Source organism: Bradyrhizobium sp. CB1015, from assembly GCF_025200925.1.
Classification (GTDB): Bacteria; Pseudomonadota; Alphaproteobacteria; order Rhizobiales; family Xanthobacteraceae; genus Bradyrhizobium.
On record NZ_CP104174.1, the window covers coordinates 1359131 to 1381423 of the forward strand.

Annotated in this window: 17 protein-coding genes; 12 read left to right on the forward strand and 5 right to left on the reverse strand. The window is 60.3% G+C overall.

Annotated features, from left to right (window positions below; all coding sequences use genetic code 11):
* Window positions 1–10: 10 nt before the first annotated feature.
* From N2604_RS06220 to N2604_RS06260, 9 genes are read left to right on the forward strand one after another with little or no spacing between them, the layout of a single operon-like run.
* Window positions 11–643, forward strand: coding sequence for a nodulation protein NolU (locus N2604_RS06220; protein ID WP_124163626.1), 633 nt, complete (start codon window positions 11–13; stop codon window positions 641–643).
* On the forward strand, window positions 640–1260 hold the full coding sequence (gene sctL, locus N2604_RS06225) for a type III secretion system stator protein SctL (RefSeq protein WP_036031175.1): 621 nt from the start codon (window positions 640–642) through the stop codon (window positions 1258–1260). The genes N2604_RS06220 and sctL overlap by 4 nt, the downstream gene beginning before the upstream one ends.
* Complete coding sequence (sctN, locus tag N2604_RS06230) at window positions 1257–2612, forward strand: type III secretion system ATPase SctN (protein WP_036014832.1); 1356 nt, start codon at window positions 1257–1259, stop codon at window positions 2610–2612. Before sctL ends, sctN begins: the two co-directional genes overlap by 4 nt.
* Window positions 2588–3124: a hypothetical protein gene (locus N2604_RS06235; RefSeq protein WP_124163627.1), complete on the forward strand. Its 537-nt coding sequence runs from the start codon at window positions 2588–2590 to the stop codon at window positions 3122–3124. The genes sctN and N2604_RS06235 overlap by 25 nt, the downstream gene beginning before the upstream one ends.
* Window positions 3121–4242: a type III secretion system cytoplasmic ring protein SctQ gene (gene sctQ / locus N2604_RS06240; RefSeq protein ID WP_158669807.1), complete on the forward strand. Its 1122-nt coding sequence runs from the start codon at window positions 3121–3123 to the stop codon at window positions 4240–4242. Before N2604_RS06235 ends, sctQ begins: the two co-directional genes overlap by 4 nt.
* Window positions 4235–4900, forward strand: a complete 666-nt coding sequence (sctR, locus tag N2604_RS06245) for a type III secretion system export apparatus subunit SctR (protein WP_124163629.1) — start codon at window positions 4235–4237, stop codon at window positions 4898–4900. The genes sctQ and sctR overlap by 8 nt, the downstream gene beginning before the upstream one ends.
* 2 nt (window positions 4901–4902) lie before the next feature.
* A complete protein-coding gene (locus N2604_RS06250; protein ID WP_036014823.1) occupies window positions 4903–5178 on the forward strand; it encodes an EscS/YscS/HrcS family type III secretion system export apparatus protein in 276 nt (91 codons plus the stop codon).
* Between the two features lie 10 nt (window positions 5179–5188).
* Window positions 5189–6010, forward strand: coding sequence for a type III secretion system export apparatus subunit SctT (gene sctT, locus N2604_RS06255; protein WP_036014821.1), 822 nt, complete (start codon window positions 5189–5191; stop codon window positions 6008–6010).
* Window positions 6007–7044 (forward strand): EscU/YscU/HrcU family type III secretion system export apparatus switch protein, encoded by a 1038-nt coding sequence (locus N2604_RS06260; RefSeq protein ID WP_158669806.1) that lies wholly within the window; start codon window positions 6007–6009, stop codon window positions 7042–7044. Before sctT ends, N2604_RS06260 begins: the two co-directional genes overlap by 4 nt.
* A gap of 329 nt (window positions 7045–7373) precedes the next feature.
* Here N2604_RS06260 and N2604_RS06265 read toward each other — a convergent pair whose 3' ends face one another.
* From N2604_RS06265 to N2604_RS06285, 5 genes are all read right to left on the reverse strand, one after another.
* Window positions 7374–9815, reverse strand: coding sequence for a hypothetical protein (locus N2604_RS06265; protein WP_124163630.1), 2442 nt, complete (start codon window positions 9813–9815; stop codon window positions 7374–7376).
* Window positions 9816–11035: 1220 nt separating this feature from the next.
* Window positions 11036–11698 (reverse strand): CpaD family pilus assembly lipoprotein, encoded by a 663-nt coding sequence (locus N2604_RS06270; RefSeq protein WP_036032006.1) that lies wholly within the window; start codon window positions 11696–11698, stop codon window positions 11036–11038.
* A 10-nt stretch (window positions 11699–11708) separates the two neighbouring features.
* Entirely contained in the window at window positions 11709–13163 is a 1455-nt protein-coding gene (locus N2604_RS06275; RefSeq protein ID WP_036032008.1) for a type II and III secretion system protein family protein, read from the reverse strand.
* 27 nt (window positions 13164–13190) lie between these two features.
* A complete protein-coding gene (locus tag N2604_RS06280) occupies window positions 13191–13880 on the reverse strand; it encodes a response regulator transcription factor (protein ID WP_036032010.1) in 690 nt (229 codons plus the stop codon).
* A 2040-nt stretch (window positions 13881–15920) separates the two neighbouring features.
* On the reverse strand, window positions 15921–16898 hold the full coding sequence (locus tag N2604_RS06285) for a hypothetical protein (protein ID WP_245333762.1): 978 nt from the start codon (window positions 16896–16898) through the stop codon (window positions 15921–15923).
* A gap of 693 nt (window positions 16899–17591) precedes the next feature.
* On the opposite strand from N2604_RS06285, the gene N2604_RS06290 reads away from it, so the two are divergent.
* From N2604_RS06290 to ltrA, 3 genes are all read left to right on the forward strand, one after another.
* Entirely contained in the window at window positions 17592–18032 is a 441-nt protein-coding gene (locus N2604_RS06290) for a VirK family protein (RefSeq protein WP_036032015.1), read from the forward strand.
* A 1018-nt stretch (window positions 18033–19050) separates the two neighbouring features.
* Entirely contained in the window at window positions 19051–20250 is a 1200-nt protein-coding gene (locus N2604_RS06295; protein ID WP_124163631.1) for an IS256 family transposase, read from the forward strand.
* A 485-nt stretch (window positions 20251–20735) separates the two neighbouring features.
* Window positions 20736–22118 carry a group II intron reverse transcriptase/maturase gene (gene ltrA, locus N2604_RS06300; RefSeq protein WP_245454658.1) on the forward strand — a complete coding sequence of 461 codons (1383 nt, stop codon included), beginning with the start codon at window positions 20736–20738 and terminating at the stop codon, window positions 22116–22118.
* Window positions 22119–22293: the final 175 nt, after the last annotated feature.

The following is a 22293-nucleotide window of genomic DNA, read 5'->3' on the forward strand; positions in this document are numbered from 1 at the left end:
CTGGACGCTCATGTCGGCATCAATGTCATCCACAAAACCCAATCGTTCGTTCACGCTCCCAGCCGATCGGCTGCGCGAGCTTGCTGCCTCGGTCGATCCCGGTCGTTTTGCTGGGCTTCTTGACCCGCTGCTTTCGCCTTCCACGTTGGCTCGGCTACAGCAGAGTTCCAGGCTGCAGCCAAGGCTCGCCGAACTGCTGCTGGGCGGCAAGGTCGAGGTGAGCTGCGCCGATTGGAACGAAGATGCTCTCCTGGGGCATGAGCCGCGGCGGGCTGCGCTGCTCGCGGGCAGCATCTGGCATGCACGCTCTATCCTCAAGCTGGTTTCCAGGCACGATCTGCCGATATTGGTGGAGTTGATCGGTGCCGAAGCGCATGCTTTCGCAGTCCGGCATTTATCCAGTGCCGTCGCAACGACCCCGATCGTCGATCCAGAGCAATTGTCGCGACAGATCGAATATGACGGGCACGCTTGTCTCGGCGCCTGGCTCGAAGAGACTTCATCGCTTGGTCGTATCCGCGTGCTTCTACGCTTGCCTGTTGGGACGGCCGCCGAGAGTCCAACTGCTGAACACCGTAGCGCAGCAGGCCCGCTGCTTTCCCTCGTCATGGCGCATTTGCGTGCAGAGGCTGCCGGAGCATGACGGCCGATGATCCCGCATCACCCGCGGCCCCGCAGATTCGGCCACTTGGACCGCTGATCCCAGCTGCGCAGCTTGAGATCTGGCACGATGCCGTACGGGCGCGAGCCGCTGCCGAGCGGCATCTGCAGCGGGTTCGCGGGTGGGCACGCCAGGCTTATGAGCGGGAACGGGCGCGGGGCCGCGCCGAGGGTGCAAAGGCTGGCGCAGAGGAAATGGCGCGGCTGATTGCGCAGGCGACTTGTGAACTGGCCCAGCGCAAGGCGGCTCTGGAGCGGGAATTGCCGCAACTGGTCTTCGAGATCGTTCGCGATCTGCTTGGCGCGTTTGACCCCGGTGAGCTGCTGGTCCACGGCGTTCGTCATGCCATCGAGCAAAGATATAAGAACACGGAGGTTTGCCTCCACGTCTCCCCACTGAAGGCCGACCTGCTAGCCAGTGAGTTCAAGGACTATGACGGACTTGAGGGCCGGCCGAAGGTCAGGATTGAGGCGGATCCGGCGCTGAGTGCGGACCAATGTGTCTTGTGGAGCGAGTTTGGCAATGTCGATCTTGGACTTGCCGCGCAGCTGCGCGCGCTGCGTCTCGGGTTTGGCTTGTCAGAGGAAGCTGAATCGTGACCGGGCAACGAGCGACCCATGATGCCGAGGCCGCAGAAGGAAGTGTAGAGGCCGCACTCTCGTCCTTGAGATCTTCCGCCAGGCACATCGATACACGCGCCGTCCGCGGCCGGATCACGCGGGCGGTGGGCACGCTGCTGCACGCCGTCTTGCCGGAGGCCCGGGTCGGAGAGCTATGCCTATTGCAGGATCCTCGTAGCGGATGGTCGCTCGAGGCGGAGGTGATCGGCCTGTTGCCGGACGGGGTGTTACTCACGCCCATCGGGGACATGGTGGGGCTGTCCAATCGTGCGGAGGTGGTGACGACCGGGCGAATGCAGGAAGTGGCTGTCGGCCCCGGTTTGCTCGGCCGCGTCATCGACAGTTTTGGCCGACCGCTCGACGGCAAGGGCCCGATAAAAGCCGGCGAAGCCAGACCGCTGCGCGGCAGGGCGCCCAATCCGATGAAACGGCGCGGAATTGAACAGCCGTTCCCGCTAGGCGTTCGTGTCCTGGATGGCCTTCTGACATGTGGAGAAGGTCAGCGGATCGGAATCTATGGTGATGCGGGTTGCGGCAAGTCGACGCTGATGTCGCAAATCGTAAGAGGCGCGGCGGCCGACGTCACCATCGTTGCGCTGATCGGTGAGCGCGGTCGAGAGGTGCGTGAATTCATCGAACGTCATCTTGGCGAAGCCCTTCACCGTTCCGTCGTTGTGGTGGAGACCTCCGACCGTTCGGCGATGGAGCGGGCCCAATGCGCCCACATGGCGACAGCACTGGCGGAATATTTTCGTGATCAGGGCCTTCGCGTCGTTTTGATGATGGATTCTTTGACGCGCTTTAGCCGCGCCATGCGTGAAATCGGCCTCGCCGCAGGAGAGCCGCCGACCCGGCGCGGATTTCCGCCCTCCGTTTTTGCGCTGTTGCCGGGCTTGTTGGAGCGCGCCGGCATGGGCGAGCATGGCTCCATTACGGCCTTCTATACGGTGCTTGTCGAGGGTGATGGCACGGGCGATCCAATAGCGGAAGAATCACGCGGCATCCTTGATGGCCACATTATTCTGTCCCGCGCGCTGGCCTCTCGAGAGCATTTTCCGGCTATCGATGTGCTGTCTAGCCGCAGCCGTGTCATGGATGCGATCGTGTCGGTGCCGCATCGCAAGGCCGCATCCTTCTTCCGTGATCTGCTCTCACGCTACGCTGAGGCCGAGTTCTTGATCAAGGTCGGTGAATACAAGCAAGGTTCTGATCCGTTGACCGATCGAGCAATCGCCTCGATCGAGCAGCTGCGGGCCTTTTTGCGCCAGGGGCAGGGTGAGGCGTGCAGCTTTGAGGAGACGGTCGCATGGATATCGCGTCTGACGGCCTAAGTCCCGTTCACGCCTCAAAGCTGCGGCTGGTAAAGGACATGCGGGAACGAAGCGCCCTTCGTGAATTGTCCAACATGGAAGCCAAGCGCCACCTCGCGATTCAAGCTGTCCAACAAGCGTGCGAGCATCTTGCACATGCCGAAGAGCGCCGCGCAAAGGTCGAGGCGGAGCTCTATCGGGAGATGCTAGCGGCCGATGCGATATCTGTATGCGAACTGCAGCGACGCTATCATCTCATCATCGGGCGACTCACAGACGAGATCACAGCGGCGCAGTGCGTTCTTGACAAGGCCCGTGCTGCCCAAGAGCAAGCTGAGGCTGCGGCTCTTGAGGCCCGAGCCGTTTGGACCAAGCGTTCAGCGGCGAGCCAGAAATGGCGTGAGATCGATCACGACGTTCGGCGCATCACGAATGCACATTTCGAGGCTGCCGCCGAAATCGAAGCCGATGATGAAGTCTTGCTCCGCTACCGGCGAGGCCGATCAGGGCAGACGGGAGGTGAGCCAACATGATTGCAGATCCTCTCCCGCGCGAGCTAGGGGCCTGCGACGCGGAAGCCGCATCCGCGCCATATCGGCCGGCTGAACGCGCAGCCTTCACGCCGACGCTGATCCTCTCGCACGCCGTGACCTCGTGGCTTAACGAGATCGCAGCGTTGCGTGCGCCTCTGCAAACCCTCCTCGGCGAGAAGCCGCTATCTGTGCGCGTGAGCCGAACCGTCTGGCAGGCGGAGCCGGCTGCGACGTCGATGCTTGATTGCGTCTTCGAAGTAAATGGTGAAACCCTGATCCTGTCCTTGCCAGTTGCGCTTGCGGAAGCGCTGATTGGGACCTTGCAGGATGGCCTTACCTTACCTTCTGAGCCGACGCGTTCGCTGGTCCTGGAACTTGCGCTGGAACCCTTGCTGGCTCCGCTGGAAAGAATGACGCAGCGCAATCTGCAGCTTGTTCGCACCGAGGAAGCGCCGAATACGAGGCCTTATCTTGAATTTGACGTCGCCTTTGGTGAGCTCGCCAGCAAGGCGCGGCTGCTTCTATTCTCGCCGCTTGACGGTCCCGTTCCGCCGGCCTTCACCGCCCTCGGCGAGCTGCTCGGCCGATCACCGCGACAGACGGCCAAGCTGCCTTCCGAACTCCCGGTCATCGTTGCAGGCCAAGTCGGTTCGCTTCGCGTCGCGATCGGCGTTCTTCGCCGAGCAGAGCAAGGCGACGCGCTGCTCCCGGACGTAATTCCACTCGCGCGAGGACAGATCATTCTCGCTGCAGACCGATTGTGGGCCCCTGCAGAGATTGGCGGCGACAAGCTGGTGCTGCGAGGACCATTCCGCTTGCGATCCCACCCCCTAACGAGTGAAGATATAATGCCCCAAAACCAGGTGCAACAGCAGCCTCCGTCAGAGGCGGATATCGACAGCATCGAGATCACACTCATATTCGAATGTGGCCGCTGGCCGATGCCCTTGGGAACCTTGCGAACCCTCAACGAAGGCCACGTGTTCGAACTTGGCCGGCCTCTGGATGGGCCGGTTGATATCCTTGCCAACGGCCAACGTATCGGCCAGGGCGACATCGTGCGGATCGGGGACGAGCTGGCCGTCAGGCTGCGCGGCAGGTTGGCGCTTAATGACTGAGGTTCAACCCAGCATCCTTGCGCTTCTTGCGATTACCGTCGGCCTTGGCCTGCTGGCCTTTGCTGTCGTGACAACGACCGCCTTTATCAAGGTCTCCGTTGTTCTCTTCCTCGTGCGCAATGCGCTGGGGACTCAATCGATACCGCCGAACATCGTCCTCTACGGAGCGGCACTGATCCTGACCGTCTTCATCAGCGCTCCGGTCTTCGAGCAGACCTATAACCGCTTTACCGATCCGCAACTTCGCTACCAAAGTTTCGATGACTGGGTGACGGCCGCCAAGGAGGGACAGGAGCCGCTCCGAGCTCATCTGAAGAAATTCACTAATGAAGAGCAACGCCGCTTCTTCCTGTCCTCAACGGAACACGTCTGGTCGGAGGACATGCGCGGCAGCGTCACGGCAGATGATTTTGCGATTCTCGTGCCGTCGTTTTTGATCTCCGAACTCAAGCGTGGATTCGAAATCGGTTTTCTTCTCTATCTTCCCTTCATCACGATCGATCTCATTGTAACGACGATTTTGATGGCCATGGGTATGTCGATGGTATCCCCCACGGTGATATCTGTCCCCTTCAAGCTCTTTTTGTTCGTCACGATCGACGGCTGGTCACGTCTCATGCACGGGCTGGTATTAAGCTACACGACCCCAGGAGGTTGACCATGAACGAAGCCAGTATCCTTACGCACCTGAGTCAATCGCTCGTGCTCTTCATGATCTGGGTTCTGCCGCCGCTGCTCGCAGCTCTCATCTCTGGACTGATCATTGGCCTCATCCAGGCGGCAACTCAGCTCCAGGATCAAACCTTGCCACTGACAGTCAAGCTTCTGGTTGTTGTAGCCGTGCTCGCCGGGTTTTCTCCCGTGCTCAGCGCTCCTCTGATCGACCAGGCCGAGCACATCTTCAGCGAGTTTCCAGCACTCACCGCAAGATATTAGCAGAGCTTGGATGGCTGGCCTGTCACCCGCGGAGGCGCAAGCTCTCGTTCAGGGCACGATCGAGCTCGTCGCCGCAACCGGCCTGAGTGCGGCCCGCGCCCTCGGCATCATGCTGGTGCTTCCGGTCTTCACCCGGCCGCGCATCAGCGGTCTGGTTCGGGGAAGCCTTACGATTGCGATCGGCCTACCGTGCCTCGCTCAGATCAAGCTCGGTCTGCAGACCCTGGACCCGAACACGCGCCTAGTCAGCGTTACCATGCTTGGCCTGAAGGAGGTGTTCGTCGGTCTTATGCTCGGCATCCTGCTCAGTATTCCACTATGGAGCATACAGGCAGTCGGCGACATCATCGATACTCAACGAGGAATTTCGAGCCAAGTTGCGGGGGAGGATCCCGCGACGCACAGCCAAGCGTCCGGGACCGGGCTTTTTCTCGGCGTTACGGCAGTTACGATCTTCGTACTGGTCGGCGGGCTGCAGACCATGGTGAGCGGCCTTTATGGCAGCTACCTAGTGTGGCCTGTCTATCAGTTTCTGCCTGCCGTGACAGCGCAGGGTGCAATGGAATGTCTGGCCCTTCTCGATCGCATCATGATGACGACCTTGTTAGTTGCCGGGCCGGTGCTGGCCCTGCTGCTGCTGGTCGATGTCTCGGTCATGATACTCGGCCGTTTTGCATCTCAGCTCAAGCTGAACGATCTCTCCCCAATGATCAAGAATCTTGCATTCGGGGTCATCATGGTTAGCTACGCCGTCTATCTGCTTGAATACGCCGGAGCTGAAATCCTGACCTCGAACAACATGCTTGAGTATCTGAAGAAGCTGTTGAAATGAGCTCTACAAGTGAGGAGAAAAAGCTTCCTCCGACGCCCAAGAAGCTGCGTGATGCCCGCAAGAAGGGGCAGAGCGCCCGCAGCTCGGATCTGGTGAGCGGCGTCAGCGCCTGTGCCGGTTTCGGCTGTCTGTGGTGGCGAGCGGGTGCGATCAAGGACAAGTGGCAAGAGACGGTCCAACTGGTCGATAAACTGCAGGAGCAGCCGTTCACAAACGCAGTGCCACAAGCGCTCAGCGGCTTGCTAGAACTTTCGATTGCCACCGTCGCTCCGTTGCTCGCTGCTGCCGTCACAGCAGCTCTTCTCGCCAATGTCCTGGCCAATGGCGGCTTTATGTTTGCTTCGGAGCCGCTCAAGCCGAAGCTCGAGAAACTGGATCCAATCAAAGGCTTGAAACGCATCGCCTCGAAACGTTCGGCCATCGAGCTTGGCAAGACACTGGCTAAAGTGGTTTTGCTTAGTGCGACTTTCTTTCTCACGGTGACCGCCAGCTGGAAAGCGCTGGTGTACCTGCCAGTCTGCGGGATGAGCTGTTTTGGCTTCGTTGTCACCGAGGTTAAATTGCTGACTGGGATTGCCGCTGGAGCTTTTCTGGTCGGCGGATTGGCTGACCTCCTAATCCAGCGCTGGCTATTTATGCAGGACATGCGCATGACTGAAACGGAGGCCAAGCGGGAGAACAAGGAACAGCAGGGCAATCCGCAGGTGAAGCGTGAGCACCGGCGTCTGCGGCAAGAGTCGGCCAACGAGGCTCCGGTCGGCGTCAGTCGAGCCACGTTGATATTGCGGGGATCGGCAACGTTGATTGGGCTGCGCTATGTTCGCGGCGAGACCGGCGTGCCGGTCTTGGTCTGCCGTGGCGAGGGCGAAGCTGCTTCACAGCTGCTTGGTGAGGCGCGCGCGCTGCGCCTCAACATTGTGGATGACGATGTCCTGACGCGTCAGCTGCTCGGCAAAGCAAAGCTCGGCAACCCCGTTCCCTCGCAATATTTCGAGTCGGTCGCAAAAGCACTCTATGCGGCGGGGCTAGTCTAGATCATCCTGTCCTGACGCTGCGATCTGCAGAGTGCGCCCAATGGACGCTGGGATCTTGCGCGACGGGCCGATAGGCTCGCCCAGATAGCCTCTGGGCCACGGGCTCGCCGACCGGATCACTGGATCAGCTGCGGCGCCAAGCGCAACAACTTGTTCGCCGATTTCGAGTGCTTTCCGCGCCTGCACCCTCGAGGACGTCGACTTGTACCGTAGCTACAGGGGGTGCCACTCGGATGACGCGGTACTGCTGATCATGAACTAGGACGGCTCCCATCTGGAGCACGCTCTCAACGGGCCTGTGGTGCCGACGAGCCGCTCGTTCAGCCAAATTATGGCCGATGGAACAGAAGAACGCCGCCTCCCGCTAGGCTTTCGGCCGTGTAGCGCTGACCGTGGATCAAAAACACGGTCATTGGGACGTCGCGACTCGGCAGAAGGCCAAGGATCTGCAATATGTCGATCACGGCAGGCGAAGCCTCTTGGGGGCCGTGCGTCCAGTCCTCGCCCAACAACTCTCCCAGTTCAGGCACTTGGGGGAAGGGTTGATGACCTGATGCCGGTGCGGCAGACGGCAGGGAAAGGCTTGGTGCCAGTGCCGAGGGAGGGTCCTCACGCGATTCGAAAGGTGCCAGCCAATCAAAGCCGGGCGCAAGACCGCCGTAAATATCTGAGGAAGTCCTCGGTGCCGCAGGCGTAGCTTCACCCGGCAAACCGGGCCGAGGGTGATGAATGAGCTGAACGTCCTTGGGGCCTTCCGGTCCCAAGATGGCCGTGTAGCGTTCGCCGCCGATTTCGTAGTTCATGATTGGATGTTTCGCAACAGGCAAGAAGTCCCAATCCCCCAACGTGGACAGCATCATGTCGGGGGCCAGCTGGGTGTGATGGGAAAAATTCTCGGGAACGGCGAACGAAACATCAAACGTATCGCCGACAGCGGGCGACCGCAGATGGACGAGCCGAACATCATTGAGCCCTCCCGGTCCCAAGACGGCGATATAGCGTTCACCGCGAATATCGTAGGTCTTTATCCGCTGTGCTGCATCCGGCAGGAGGCCCCAGCGGCGAAGCGTGTGCATCATATTGGGCGCGGCCTGGGTGCCGTGCGAGAAATCCTCGGGAACGCTCAAAGACGCATCAAAGGCGTCGCCGGCTGCCGCGACCGTCTGCTCAAGCATGGTCTGGGCCGCAGCGCCTTGGTTCATCATCCGTCCAGGGTGGTCTTCAGAGGCGGAATTCGGCTGCCGCGAGCTCGGCTGCCAAGTCGCGGCATCGAAAAGCTCTTCCTGAGAGACACTTTGCACCGGCGAGGGGATTATTGGACTGAGCGTTGGCCAAGGCACCGGTGCATCGAAGGCCGGCGCCGGCAAGAGGTTCTCGCGATCCGCGGCATCGAAAAGCTCTTCCTGAGCGACACTTTGAACCGGCGAGGGGATGGTTAGACTCATCGTTGGCCAAGGCACCGGTGCATTGAAGGGTGGGGCCAACAAGAGGTTCTCGCGATCCGCGGCATCGAAAAGCTCTTCCTGAGAGACACTTTGCACCGGCGAGGGGATTGTTAGATTCATCATTGGCCAAGGCGCCGGTGCATCGAAGGTTGGGGTGGGCAAGAGGTTCTCGCGATCCGCGGCATCGAAGAGCTCTTCCTGAGCGATACCTTGCACCGGGGAGGGGATGGTTGGACTCATCGTTGGCCAAGGCACCGGTGCATCGAAGGTCGACGCTGGCAAGAGGTTCTCGCGATCCGCTGCATCGAAAAGCCCTTCCTGAGCGACACTTTGCACCGGCGAGGGGGCGATTGAACTCGTCGTTGGCCAAGGCACCGGTGCATGTGTTGTCGCCGGCAAGAGGACCTCGCGATCCGCCGCATCGAAAAGCTCGTCCTGGGCGACACTTTGTATAGGAGAATGGGCCGCTAAACCCATTGCATGCCTGACCTGCGGAACATCGAACCCGGGCGGCAATGAGCCGCCCCCATCCGCGCCGCTCCCCATCGGCTGCCCATCGGCCGGGGGCATGGGCGAGGGCGCGGACGGCTGAATGACCTGACGCGAGCTGCCTCCTTCCCCGCCTAAATTGTTCTGCAGGGTAGTCGCGCGATAATCGCGGAGGCCGTTCAAGGCGGCGATGAGCGTCTTGTCCTTTGGAAACAACCTGTCCGCGTGGCCAAGCAGTCTATCATCACTGAGCTCGGCCATGGACAAGGGGCGGAGCGCTACCGCCAATTTCCGCAGATGGCTCGCATAGCTCTCGGCCGTTCTCTTGCCAATCCGTCGACCAAAACCTGCGTTGGCGGCCTTCCTGATGACCCTCTCATCTTCCCTGGAAGGACGATAATGTGTTGAGATGGGGCCAGCGTCGGCGTCAGGCTCGCGGTACTGACTGACCATTGACAATGCTGGGGCAATGACCTTATCGCCTGGCAGCAGCTTCTTAGCGTAACCGGCTAACGTGTCGTCATCCAGCCCAGAGATTGATTTGCCAGACTTCTTCAGTGCGTCGGCGAATTTGCGAAGCCGACGATCATAAATTTCGACGGTGGTTTTACTCGGCGGTGGCCCTCGATCGAGAGCAGCGGCCGATGCCGCCTGGATGAGGCGATCGTCTTCGTCAGTGACATCATACAATGCCGCGTGAGGATATACGGGACCCGCCTCTCGCGCGCCTGCCAGGTGCTGCTCAAACGCAACATGCGGCTGTTGCGGCTGTTCCACGCTGGCATCTGACGCAGTGGACTCTCTATCGGCTGGGTTGATCGTGTTGAATCGGTCCATGGTCAGTCCGCTGGCATCGCTTTTTCGCCATTTCGCTACTCACGTTAGCTTTCCAAAATCTGACGTGGCCGGCGGAAAGGTAGAATGACATGTGAATGATGGCCGGCGTGCGCTGTAGCATCGCTCGAGCAGGCAAAAGAAAGCGCCGGAAGAAAAAACAGCGTCTTCAACTGAAGTGTTGAGCTGAAATGGTGGTGTGATGCGCCACAGCGCTTCAGATCTCGGTCCCTTCACGGCGGTATGATCGTGAGGACCGGGTCATCCGGGGGCTTTCGATTACTCGGAGGTCGGGCTGAGGCGGCGACGGGGCGCTCGCTCCTTGAACCAACGAGATATCGGTATGGGCGGCACCAGAATTGAGGGCACTCTTGCGCGTTCCTGACCAGCATTCCCAGGAACGCGCGCTTTCAATAAAGCTCGCAAGCTCTGGTTGGTGGTCGCCTGCTGCGAGAATAGAAGCGAAACGAAGCCATTCGTATACCACCTTGTGGTCATGTTCACTTTCAACACACACGCTCCGACATGCTGGGTGGCAGATTAGGGCGGGATTGCCGAGGGCCATTGATCCATGAAGCCAGCAGCCGAGCGCGTTTTGACTGCTGATGGCTCGGTCGTTGCCATTGAGAGGCAACGCTAGCCTGTGAAGCCGCGTGCATTCAGACACCCAGGACAAACCATGTTATTGTTTGGCTTAATCCGATGTGCCTCCTACATAGCGTCCAGCGCGCGGCAACTGTGGCGCTCGCGCAAGAGGGCATTGCATCGATCGGATAAGACGGACGATGATGCAGACCAGCTGCCGAGCGCGTTACTGAACTGGAGCCACAAATGGGTGCTCCATAGCCATAACGGCGCGGAGCCAAACGACCGACGTGGTCGCCAAGCCTAAGTTGCCCTCTTGGAGACGCCCCATAGATCGTAGGCTCGGTCTTCGCCGTCGATCTCGCTTAGGCACGTCCGGTCACGGTTTCACCGTCGAAGCGCTCAGGGTCGTGATGGCGGCCTTGTTGAGCACGCGCACGCCACGTGGAATTTCTGGACGAGATCCATTGGTGCGGGTGAACAAGATCCGCCATCCGTTCGAGAGCTGTGCAGCACGTTGCGCTTGATCGTCACCGCTCCCGAAACAGAGCGCGGGTTTGTGTGTCACGATCGAGCCGCCTCTCCTTGCTAGCCACATGGCAGCAGCTATTGTGATTTCCGACATTCGCCAAAAACCGCTATCGGAGCGGCTGCACATTCGGTTCTGTCGTTCCCGCCGCGTTCGGGGCTGCCGTACCTGCTCCATCTTCTCTGTTGCTCTTGTTACGCGGGGCGAAGGTACCGTAGTTGGCCAGGGGAATGGCGGCGCGATCGCCATTACTTGTGATGACAGACCGATTATCCAGCAAGTCGAGCGGATCGTTTACCATAACTGCCAGATTGTTTTTGGTCGAGCAACCAAGCGTGGGTTCGAACGAATTGTCGTTCACGGCTGGTCCGACGATCAAAAGCGACGGACAGATCGGAGGATGGGCATCAAAGGTGATCGCCTCGATCCTCACGCCGGAACGGGGCGGTAAATCGACGGGAGAAGCGGACAGGCGGATGTTATAAGGTGCAACGCCCATGGCGCGGGCCTCGTGCGCCACTTGGGCAAGGAGCCTGGGTGAGCCGGTGACATCCACATGGAGCGCATCCCGCCGGCCGCCACTGGCGTTCGCGATAAAGCTCCGCAGTTGACGCTTTTCGGAGCCACGCAGGCTCCGCAGGAACAAGATACGTTTCTTCTGCTCTACCTGTATTGCTTGTTCAGCCGGCCCGAGATGGATCGAGGCACTATTTGCACAGCCACCCAATGTTGCTCCTATAGCGATCAAGTGACACAAATGTCGCAAGGTCATATGAGGGTCCTCATTCGATGATAAAGCCGGCACTGCCGGTCAATCCTGGTGTGCTGGTGCGAGGAGCATCGCGGTCTCGCGGCGGCCGGGCCACCGTGTTCGTCAAAATGCGCCCCGCGTCTGAGGGCGGTGAGATGCGATCGCTCGGTGCACTCATCTTGTTCGGGTTCGATGCCGGCCGCACGATGTACGGCGTGACAATAATGACCAGCTCGGTTTCACGTTTTTGAAACGATGAAGAGCGAAACAGCGCACCGAGGATCGGCACATCGCCGAGCCAGGGAAACTCGCCGATATCAGTGTTGAAGTTGCGCCTGATGAGGCCGCCGATTGCAAAGCTCTGACCGCTGGCAAGCTCCACAACGGTGCTCGCGCGCCGCGTTGAGAGTGCAGGGACCGCCATGCCATTGATTTTGACTTCGCCTTCGCTCGACAGTTCACTGACTTCGGGCTTCACACGTATATTGATCTGATTGTTGTTCAGCACAGTTGGGACGAATTCCAGGCTGACGCCGAACTGCCGGAATTGCACGGAAACCTGTCGATTGTCCTGCATGACCGGAATCGGAAATTCCCCGCCGGCGAGAAAGCTTGCGGCTTCGCCGGACATCGCCGTCAGATTCGGCTCAGCCAAGATAGAGGCGAGGTGCTCGCTCGCGAGAGCGTCGAGAACAGCGCTGAGATTGGTATTGCCGGCGCTAAACCCGATTCCGATCGTGCCGCCGCCGCCGGCCGCGCCGGACCCGCCCCCTTTTCCGGTAATAAGGAAAGCGCCGTTTGGGCCGGAGGCGGTGAAGTTGATGTTGAGATCCTTGACCGCGCTGCGGGAGACTTCTGCCACCCGTACGCTGAGATTCACCTGCAACGAGCCAGCCACCTGGATCTTGTTGGCAACCAGCGCGCCCGCCCCAAGAAACTGCTCAGTGACCTTCCTGGCGTTCTCGACGACATCGGCAGTGGGCGCGGTCCCGCTAAGAATTGCGCCCCGGGGAGTATAGCTGACCTGTATCGGATAGTCGCCGACCTCAGCCCTCAGCGCGGCCCGCAGATCCTGGATCGGTTGGGTAACGACAATACGCAGCTCAGCCAGAGCCTCTCCCTTGTCGTTCAGGGCGAACAGGCTGGTCCGTCCCGCCTTTTTGCCAAAGACGAAGATCGTGGTGTTTGAGGGCGCCTGATAGTCCGCAATCGCCGGGTCGGCGACAAAAATGCTCGCAGCCGGTCCGGTCAGATGAACTGTCTTGCCCTGTGAGGAAGTAAGGCTGAGCGTGCCGGTGGTGCTGCCAGACGCCGCGCGTGGCTGTTCTGCTTTGCCATCTCGCTTTGTCTGAGCTGTGGCAGCAAACGGAAATAACAGAGCGACTGCGCACAGGGCGTACCAGAGGCGGCGAAAAGCGGCATAGTGCGAGCGGCCTGCCACCATGGACGGCTCATCAGCGCCGGGGGCATTGTTAACGATGTTCAAGGGAGTGTCGCTTTCAAGTTCGATCGGCTAGGCAGCCGAGGCTGCGCCAATGAGTTCAAGGGTGTAACCGACACCGCGCGCGGTCTTGATCCTGAGCGTTGCGCCCGCCTGGCTCAAATGCGTGCGCAATCGATAGATCCCGACTTCCAGCGCATTGGTCGAGACCTCGTCGTCAAATGCATACAAGCTATCTTCGAGCGATGCGCGCGGCACGGTACGCCCCGCGCGGTTGAGCAGATGTTCAAGAATGCACACTTCCCGGCGCGCAATTCTGAGGATTCGGCCACCGACCGAGACTTGCCGCGCGATTGGATCGAAATGCAGATTCCCGAATGTCACCACCGGCGCCGTCATTTGCGTTGACCGTCGCAAAATCGCTCGCATCCGAGCAATGAGTTCGTCGGTAGAGACGGGCTTAGGCAGAAAATCATCCGCGCCCGCATTGAAAATCGCAATCCGCCGGCCGAGATCATTGAGACTACTCATCATCATGGTGGGCATTGACCGTCCCTCGCGCCGCAACTGCTTCAGCCAGTCCAATCCGTCTCCATCGGGCAAAGCCGATTCGAGCAGGACCATGTGGTAGTTCGCGCAATCGAGCGCGGCCGCCGCCTCATCCAGCGTGCGTGTTACGTCGACGGCGAAGCCGCAACCTAACAGCACTTCCTTCACGTGGCGGGCAAAGTCCGCATGATGATCAACCAGGAGAATTCGCATTTCATTGCCTCTCGTCCATCCACGCAGACCTGAGCGCGTCACGATTGAGCATGGGCTCGATGTAACTGAGAGGAGGCTGGACCGGTGTGAGTTTGGACAGCCCGAAACGAGAGGGCGGAGCATGTTGGCTGGCGATCAATACCTGCGGGTCGATTGTCGTCGGATGGACCACGGACCGCTGCGGCCTGCTTACGGCGTCGGCGCTGCTCAACATGCCCCTCATGCCAGATCTGTTTTTGTTTAAGAGGCTGACAGCCGCGGCAGCCCGCTGACGCGTCCGTGGGCCGATCACGCCCGTCCTTGCACGCACTGACCCGGCCCCCGCAGAAAGAATAGCGCCGAGCCGCGCAACCGAAACCAAAGCGCGGGAGACGATCGGATTTGTGGCTGAACAGATGAGCGAAACTGACATGGAAACTCCCCAATTCGTCTTGGTCTGCGGCCAGTCTTGCTGGGCTGTCGAGCCTGTCGTGTCGTGAAGTCACGACAGTGCAAGTCTTTCCGGTATTCAAGGACACATCACGCGAGGCATCTGGCCACTGGCTTCACAGGCCGAGATGCACGCCGAAACGATCTGCCCCTCGCGGCCGGAAGAGCACCCTCTCGCGCGCAATTGTTCGCACGCAAGGTGTCAACCGTGCTGAAGTTGTGACGCGCCCGAGGTCCCCGCATACGTCGCAGCCCAGCGAAAGCTGCGAGCGATTGCAGAACCGAGCTCCACAGTTTTGCCATTGCGCATAGATCCCGGTGCCTACACCAGAACAACTTCGCCTCACGGAGTGCACAGCCCCAAAATGATCGGATCTCGATTTCGGAGTTGGAGTGTGCCCCGCAAGGCCGAGATAGCGGCCGCCAGCGTTCTTCTCGCACGGCGCATCTTGATTCGCTTGGGATAGGATCGGCGCTGCGTCCTTCGATCTCCACATAGGCGGTGTGGGACGCTGGCCCTGGAGAGGAGCTATCCAGCAGCATGATTGGGCGGCGCAGCGGAGCATTGTTCTTTTGAGACGTTCGCAATTCTTGCTACCTGTCAGGAAGAGTTCACGCGAGCGGGGGGCGGTGTCGCGACTGTCAGAAATCCTACAATCTGACGCTAGGTGAGGTTCAAGTGCTTTTGACCGCTGGTCCGTAGCGGTGCTCTCGAACTCGACGAGTCTTTAGCAATGACGACACGTCCTAACCAAACTATCGAGCTGCGCGTCGCGCGCGTCCCTCTCCTCAAGGTCATGAGCATTTCGTCGGTCCAAAAGCGTAGCTTGAGCCAAAGGCGATGACAGTGTGTGAGGGCCGTCGTCTTTGCTGGCCCTTTAGGTGTGACGTCGTGGTCGTGCGGTCGACTTCGTGCGTGCGAACTCAGCAGGGAGACAGTGGCGCCCCGTGATGCTTCTATGTGAGGCGCAGGAGCTAACCTATGGGATGCAGGCGCCGGAGCTCGCAAGCTGATTTGACTGACAAGGGACTGGAAGAATTGCGAAACGACATTCTTGAATGCTGCCTCCATACATCACGAGCGACTATGGAGCTTTTAGGCAAGATCGGCAAAATCGATTCTTTTGATGGAACGCATCCAGGTAGCAGATAGACCATTGTGCGAGGGCACGGCTTGCCGCGCGAGCGAGACTCTATTGACTTGATCTTTGATGCGCTCGCGTTCGAGCTCTTGCGATTGATCGCACCATCGATGGCAGGTCGAGCTGCGGAAACGATCGATGCGCGGCCTTAGTGGCTCACGTCATCTGAACTTTCTTCCGAACGTGTCGGCGGCGGCTGGATCGAGCGAGGAGGCCGCAGCACTCGAATGAGGCCGGGGAAGAACAAACAATGGCGCGAGTGTGTCCTCCGCCACACTGTCGGGTACCTCTTGGGATGTGGGCGCCCCTTCGTCCCTCGCCCGGTCAAGGGATAGGTCTCAGCGCCTGTGGCCAAGCCATTATCGTTGTCCGTGAAGCGGGCTCGCCTGGGATGACCCTTCCTTCGGGTGGTCATCTAGTCAGCATTAAGGGACCTACGAGCATGGCGCAGTCGCCAGTTGGCTAATCGTTACTCTCCAGTCCTCCGCTTGAAGGGGTTGTCTTCACTGGCGACTCGATAGCTTTCCAAATTGCCGCCCAGGAACAAGCGCTCTGTCTCACTAGTTGGCGTTCTGCCAAGCGAACACATCAAATCCACATCCGCATCGATGTTGTCGCTATCCTCCACATTCATTGCAAGGCCAATACTGCTCAGTACGTCGTCGGGCGTCCAGACCGCAGACTTCGGGACGACGTAGGTATGCAGCTTGTCGGCATTGTTTGCGATCGCTCTCGCCCAGTGGTCTCGGGAGACGCTGAGTTTCGAAGGGTCTTCGACCAACGACACGAATGGAGAAGCGGTCTTACCGCGCATATGCCATCCAGCCTGGCGTGCCAGGTCCAGGGGATATCGCTCCAGAGGATCTCCAATGGAAGAATGATCGCGCGCCGTGTTACGGACGTGTGATATTGCAGATGTGGTGGCTTCCGTGCGCGGTTTGCAATCGCTGTCCTGGTTCTGGAAACGATGCAGCTTGAGATATGTCGATGCCGCTATATTTTCGAAAATGCGATCCCGGTCGACACCGTTGTCCCCCGCTGGCGCCCATCGCGCTGACTGGTTTTCGGCGAGGGCGATCTCGTTCTTGAGCTCTTGGAGCGTGGCGCCCATTAGCGTTGCCGCAAGCTGGGCGCGCGCGCCGACAAATGATGGGGCTGGATAGCGACTGGTTTCCGAGGCCGCGCCGCCTGGCGCAGACGAGGAGCGGGCGGTAGCGGAATTTGCCGCTAAGGGGGGTGAAGCCGAGGTTGAATAGACCGAGTCTACGTCGTCTAGATTCAAGTCATTCAAGTGCTGCTCGAAGCTTGCTTGATCGTCTGAACTGTGCGCCGATGCGCTGATCTGGGTGTTAAGCTCGTCTTGTGGCCCGTGGACCCGTTGCGGCTCCTGTAGCGGGTTGTGAACCTCAAAGGGAGTGTCTGCGGCATTTCCTGTATCAACATTCATCTCTCTCTCCCTTCGAAGTGCAGGCGGTCGGCGTAGTTGTTGCAGGTGCAGCTTTCGAGAAGCTGACCGACCAGGAAGGAGGTCATTTAGCTTTGGAAAGGGTCGAATAGAGTCAGTCAACGAGGCGAACGGTCAGCTGCACGGAAGCCGCGGGAGGCGACGTACCACGATACCGTGCTGCCTTGTGCCCTCCGGCATTGGTGTTCGATCAGCCGAGATCGGCGCCGCTGAGTGAGCTTTTTCGGACCGCCGCGCCAGGTTCGCTCCACTACCTCATGCGGACGCTTCATCCAGGGAGACGGTCCTTGCACAGCAAGACGGACGGACTGGCGCTTGCGGCTGGCCGAATGTCTTTCGTAGATCGTCTCCTTATGCAGATGTGAGAACTGCATTCTCGCGCCCGTTAGGACTGCGATGGACAAGCGCAACCGGCTTCCGTTTTGTTGTTTCCAAGCGGAGGACGACGCTGGATCAAATCGTTGTAGTCGACGCGCGCGAAGCTAAGCCACTTCAGCAAACCTGACCTACGAGGTTGTGATGTCGGAATAGCCATCACAGCGACTTGCGCCTCGTTGCGACAGGCTGCTTTTGTACAGGCGCGAGCGCGCGTTGTGTCTGGAATCAGACAAAGGGCTTGCGAGCACGACGTCTTTAAAAGCGCAATTTGCGGTACTTATCGAGGGAGAAGAGCATATGAAGTTTACTGGCCGAGCACTAACGATCCTGTTGTCCTTGCTTTCGGCCGCGAGCGTGAGCGCGCCGGCGAGAGCCGACGAGCCCTCGCCGAAATACACCGAGGTGCTCAGTGCCCTCCAGGCGGGGAAGAATGTAAAGCTCATACTGGACATGAGCCGCTGTACCACAGCGGAGGGTGGCAAGCCTGCGTCGGCGACGCAAGCCGGCCTGCTCATCAATGCATTCAGGGTAACCGTCCAGAACGGCATCAGCTTCGCCAATGCTCATCAAACGGTCGACAGCTCCGGACATGCCGTGACCGAGTACATCCGCCATAGCCTTAGCCGCGAGGGCAAGCTGACGGTGCGAGCCTCGAAACTTGTCGTCGGGACCACCGAACTCGTGAACCAGGGCGAATTCATCTGCGAACTGCCGGATGGCGCAAAGTTCATCTGGTAACGAAGAGCACAGAGCAGGGGGCGCTTCAAAGACTTGATCCTTTAATCGCGCGGACACCTTCGCACGGATACGGATCCTTTCGATCGTCAGGAACGATCAGAGTGTTTCTGACGGTCGTTTCGTCGGGCGAGGATCAAGTTGCACGAACTTGCTGCTCAGGTAACTCATGAGGGCCGCCGATCTAGATTCGATATCAGGGATTGGAAGATCGGCGGTTCAGCCAGTCGTCGGATGGGGGGAGCAAGGCTCTCACTTGAACGCTTCAGATGAACTCGCCAAGGACGCCCTCACGCAGTCTGCGGTCATCGTAAGAACATTCCAAGTCGATCCAGCCGCGGGCTCGCGTTGATGACACTCGACCTAGGCGCCCAGGATGCGCTCGTATCCTTCATCCGCCTCTTTTGGGGTCCTTCACCTTGAAATCTCAGTGCTGCCGAATGCAGCCACAAGGTGATTGAACCATCCCGCTTAAGATCATCTGGGCTGGCCGCTATGGGTTTGCTCACCGCTCGTAAACTGCGTTCGCGCGCAGATCGAAGCTCTCTGAGCAAACGATCCGTGGTTTCGGCAGCTTGAGCAACTGCTCGAGGTGCCGACGAGCACCTCGTTCAGCCAAATTGCGCGCCAACGGAAGAGCTGAGCGCGGCCATCGGTTAGGCTGATCGCGTTGTATCGATCCATTCTGCGGTCGGCGGGCATGGCTACCTCGTTCTATCGCTACCATGTTAGCTTCGCAAAAGCTGACCTGGCCAGGCGGAAACCTAGAATGAATAGTGGGCAAGGGTCGTTCCAACCCGCGGATAAGTGCGGCGAACTTCAGAGACGATACAGGGTTGGGCTGAACTCTCATGTTTCCAAGCGGGTCGTGTCCCCGGTGATGGTGTAGCTCGGTAGAGCAAAGCCGTCCGCACGCGCGCCCTCCCATGGCGCCGTAGCGGGCGGGCGGCTTTGCGGTGGTCACCGGCAGTTCGCCGGTAGGGTCGGGTTGCTGACACCAACCTGATTCGAGGAACCACCGATGACCGATGAGATGATGAACCTCCGCACGCTCGTGGAGAAGACCCCCGATGCGGATCTGCTGCGCGAGATGATCGGCTTTGCTGCCCAGCGCCTGATGGAGCTGGAAGTGGAAGGCCAGACCGGGGCCGCCTACGGCGAGAAGAACCCCGAGCGTCTGGCGCAGCGCAACGGCTACCGCGACCGGACCTGGGAGACCCGCGCCGGCACGGTCGAGCTGCGCATTCCCAAGCTGCGCAAAGGCTCCTACTTCCCCGGCTTTCTGGAGCCGCGCCGGATGGCCGAGAAGGCGCTCACCGCCGTGGTGCAGGAAGCTTATGTGCAGGGCGTCTCGACCCGCTCCGTCGACGATCTGGTGCAGGCGATGGGCATGAGCGGCATCTCCAAGAGCCAGGTCTCGCGGCTGTGCGCGGAGATCGATGACAAGGTGAAGGCGTTCCTCGCTCGCCCGATCGAGGGCGATTGGCCCTATCTGTGGATCGACGCCACCTACGTGAAGGTGCGCCAGCAGGGGCGCATCGTGTCGGTCGCGGTGATCGTCGCGGTCGGCGTCAACAGCGATGGCCGGCGCGAAGTTCTCGGCATGGACATTGGTCCCTCGGAGGCCGAGACATTCTGGACGGCGTTCCTGCGCAAGCTCGCCCGCCGCGGCCTGCGCGGCGTCAAGCTGGTCGTCTCCGACGCCCACGAGGGCATCAAGGCGACCGTCGCCAAGGTGCTCAACGCCAGTTGGCAGCGTTGCCGCGTGCACTTCATGCGCAACGCGCTGGCCCATGCCGGCAAAAGTGGACGGCGTGTCGTCTCCGCCTTCATCGCCACTGCGTTTGCCCAGGACGATGCCGAGGCCGCACGAGCGCAATGGCGGAAGGTCGCCGATCAGCTCCGCCCCAAGCTACCCAAGCTCGCCGGCTTCCTCGACGAGGCCGAGACCGATGTGCTGGCCTACATGACGTTCCCGCCGCAGCACCGCACCAAGCTGCACTCGACCAACCCGATCGAGCGCCTCAACGGCGAGATCAAGCGCCGGACCGAGGTCGTCGGCATCTTCCCCAATGAGGACGCTATCGTCCGCCTCATCGGCGCGATCCTGCTCGAACAGAATGATGAATGGGCCGTCCAGCGCGCCCGTTACATGACGCTGGAAACCATCGCGCCGTCGAGCGATGATCCAACCGTCAGCCTCCCGGCTATCGCCAGCTGACCAGTCCGGCTTTTGCCGGCGAACGCGGTGTCCCACCGCCAGTTACACCACGCTCAGGGAGTACGTCATGCCAAGCTGATGATTGCTTGTGGGTGCAAGTCCCATCCGGCCAAAGCTGTAGCAGGCAAGCCGGGACCGAGTCTTGCGGGCGTCGCGGCAACGCGGGGTCTGAAGTGTAGACAGGAGCCATGCGGGGTGCGGGAATGAGCCTCGAAAGGTGGATGTTCGCGGAGGCCGAGTGTGTTCCCTAGTCACGAAGGCTGCATGAGCATCGTCGTTATGCGAGACGATGTCGCTCCGTCGGGGTCGATGGCCGCATCACGTATGGAAGGCAATCATCGGAACATGAGAGGCCCGACCGGGTCCATTGGATTGGTCTCCAGTGGGGGACAGCGGCAAGGCACTGCCAGAGCCGTTGTCCGAGCTGAGGTCGGGAGTCGGACTGGTCCATACTACCTGTGAAGTCGTCGAAGGTAACGAGACGGATGGAGGGAAGGGACCAGCCCGAGGGGAGCCTGCGCGAGGAGGCCAGGGTCCGGACGCAGAGCCGGGTTGCCTTGCCGCCGAACCTCAAGCGGGTGAACGCGGCAGCCAAGCAAGCTGCCCAAACCCGATTCACTGCCCTGCTGCACCATGTCGACGAAGACGCTCTTCTTCGGGCGTTTCGACGACAAAAGCGGCAGGCCAGCGCGGGGGTCGATGGGGTGACGGTGGCGAAGTACGAAGAGAGGCTGACGGATAACCTCCGCGACCTCTGCGGACGGGTCCACTCCGGTCGTTACCGGCCACAGCCGGTGCGGCGCGTCTACATCCCCAAAGCCGATGGCGGTAAGCGGCCTCTCGGCGTGCCGGCGCTAGAGGACAAGATTGTCCAAAGCGCGGTGGCCGAGGTGCTGAGCGCCGTCTACGAGGCCGACTTCCTCGGGTTCTCCTACGGCTTCCGGCCGGGGCGGAATCCTCACATGGCGCTTGATGCCCTGCATACGGCGATCATGAGCCAGCATGTGAACTGGGTGCTCGATGCCGACATACGCAGCTTCTTCGACTCGGTCGACCACGAGTGGCTATTGCGGATGCTGGCACACAGGATCGCCGATCCTCGCATCTTGCGGCTCATCGGGCTGTGGCTGCGAGCTGGCGTTCTTGAGAGCGGCGAGAAGCAAGAGACGGACAGGGGCACGCCGCAAGGGGCAGGCATCAGCCCGCTCCTTGCCAACGTCTTCCTGCACTACATCCTCGATCTCTGGGTCCAGAAATGGCGTCGTCGCCGCGCACGCGGTCGTATCGTGATCGTGCGCTACGCGGACGACTTCGTCATGGGCTTCGAGAACAAGGCAGATGCGCAGGAAATGCTCTTGGCCCTCAAGGCGCGGCTGGCCAGCTTCGGCCTGACGCTCCATGAGGACAAGACGCGGCTGATCGAGTTTGGCCGGTTCGCGGCCGTCTCGCGTCAGCGGCGGGGCGAGCGGCGGCCAGAGACCTTCGCCTTCCTCGGCTTCACCCACTACTGCGGGCGGACCCGAGATGGCCGGTTCATCGTGAAGCACAAGACGGAAGGGAAACGCCTGACGCGCAAGCTGACGGCGTTGCGCCAGGAGGCCTGGCGGCTCATGCACGCGCCACTGGCCACGCAGCACGAGTGGTTCGCCGCCGTGCTGCGCGGGCACTATGGCTATTATGGCAGGCCGCACAATTATCCAGCGCTCAACGGCTTCTACCGCGAAGTGCGTCGGACCTGGCTGCGTTGTCTGAGACGGCGTAGCCAGAAAAGTCGGCGCATGGGCTGGCCGGAGTTCGAGACCCTGACGGCACGCTTCCGCCTGCCAACTCCACGCATCACTCGCACATGGGCGCAGGCGCGGATATGACGCGGGTTACCCTCGGGAAGAGCCGGGTGCGGGAAAGCCGCCTGCCCGGATCTGTGAGGGCAAAGCCAAATGGCCGAGCTACTCGACCACGATCTCCAAGCGCGGTACGCGGCCAGTCCCCCGCGCTGGCCAGTTGGGCCGGAGTATTATTGGTAGCGTGAAACGCTACTGTTTG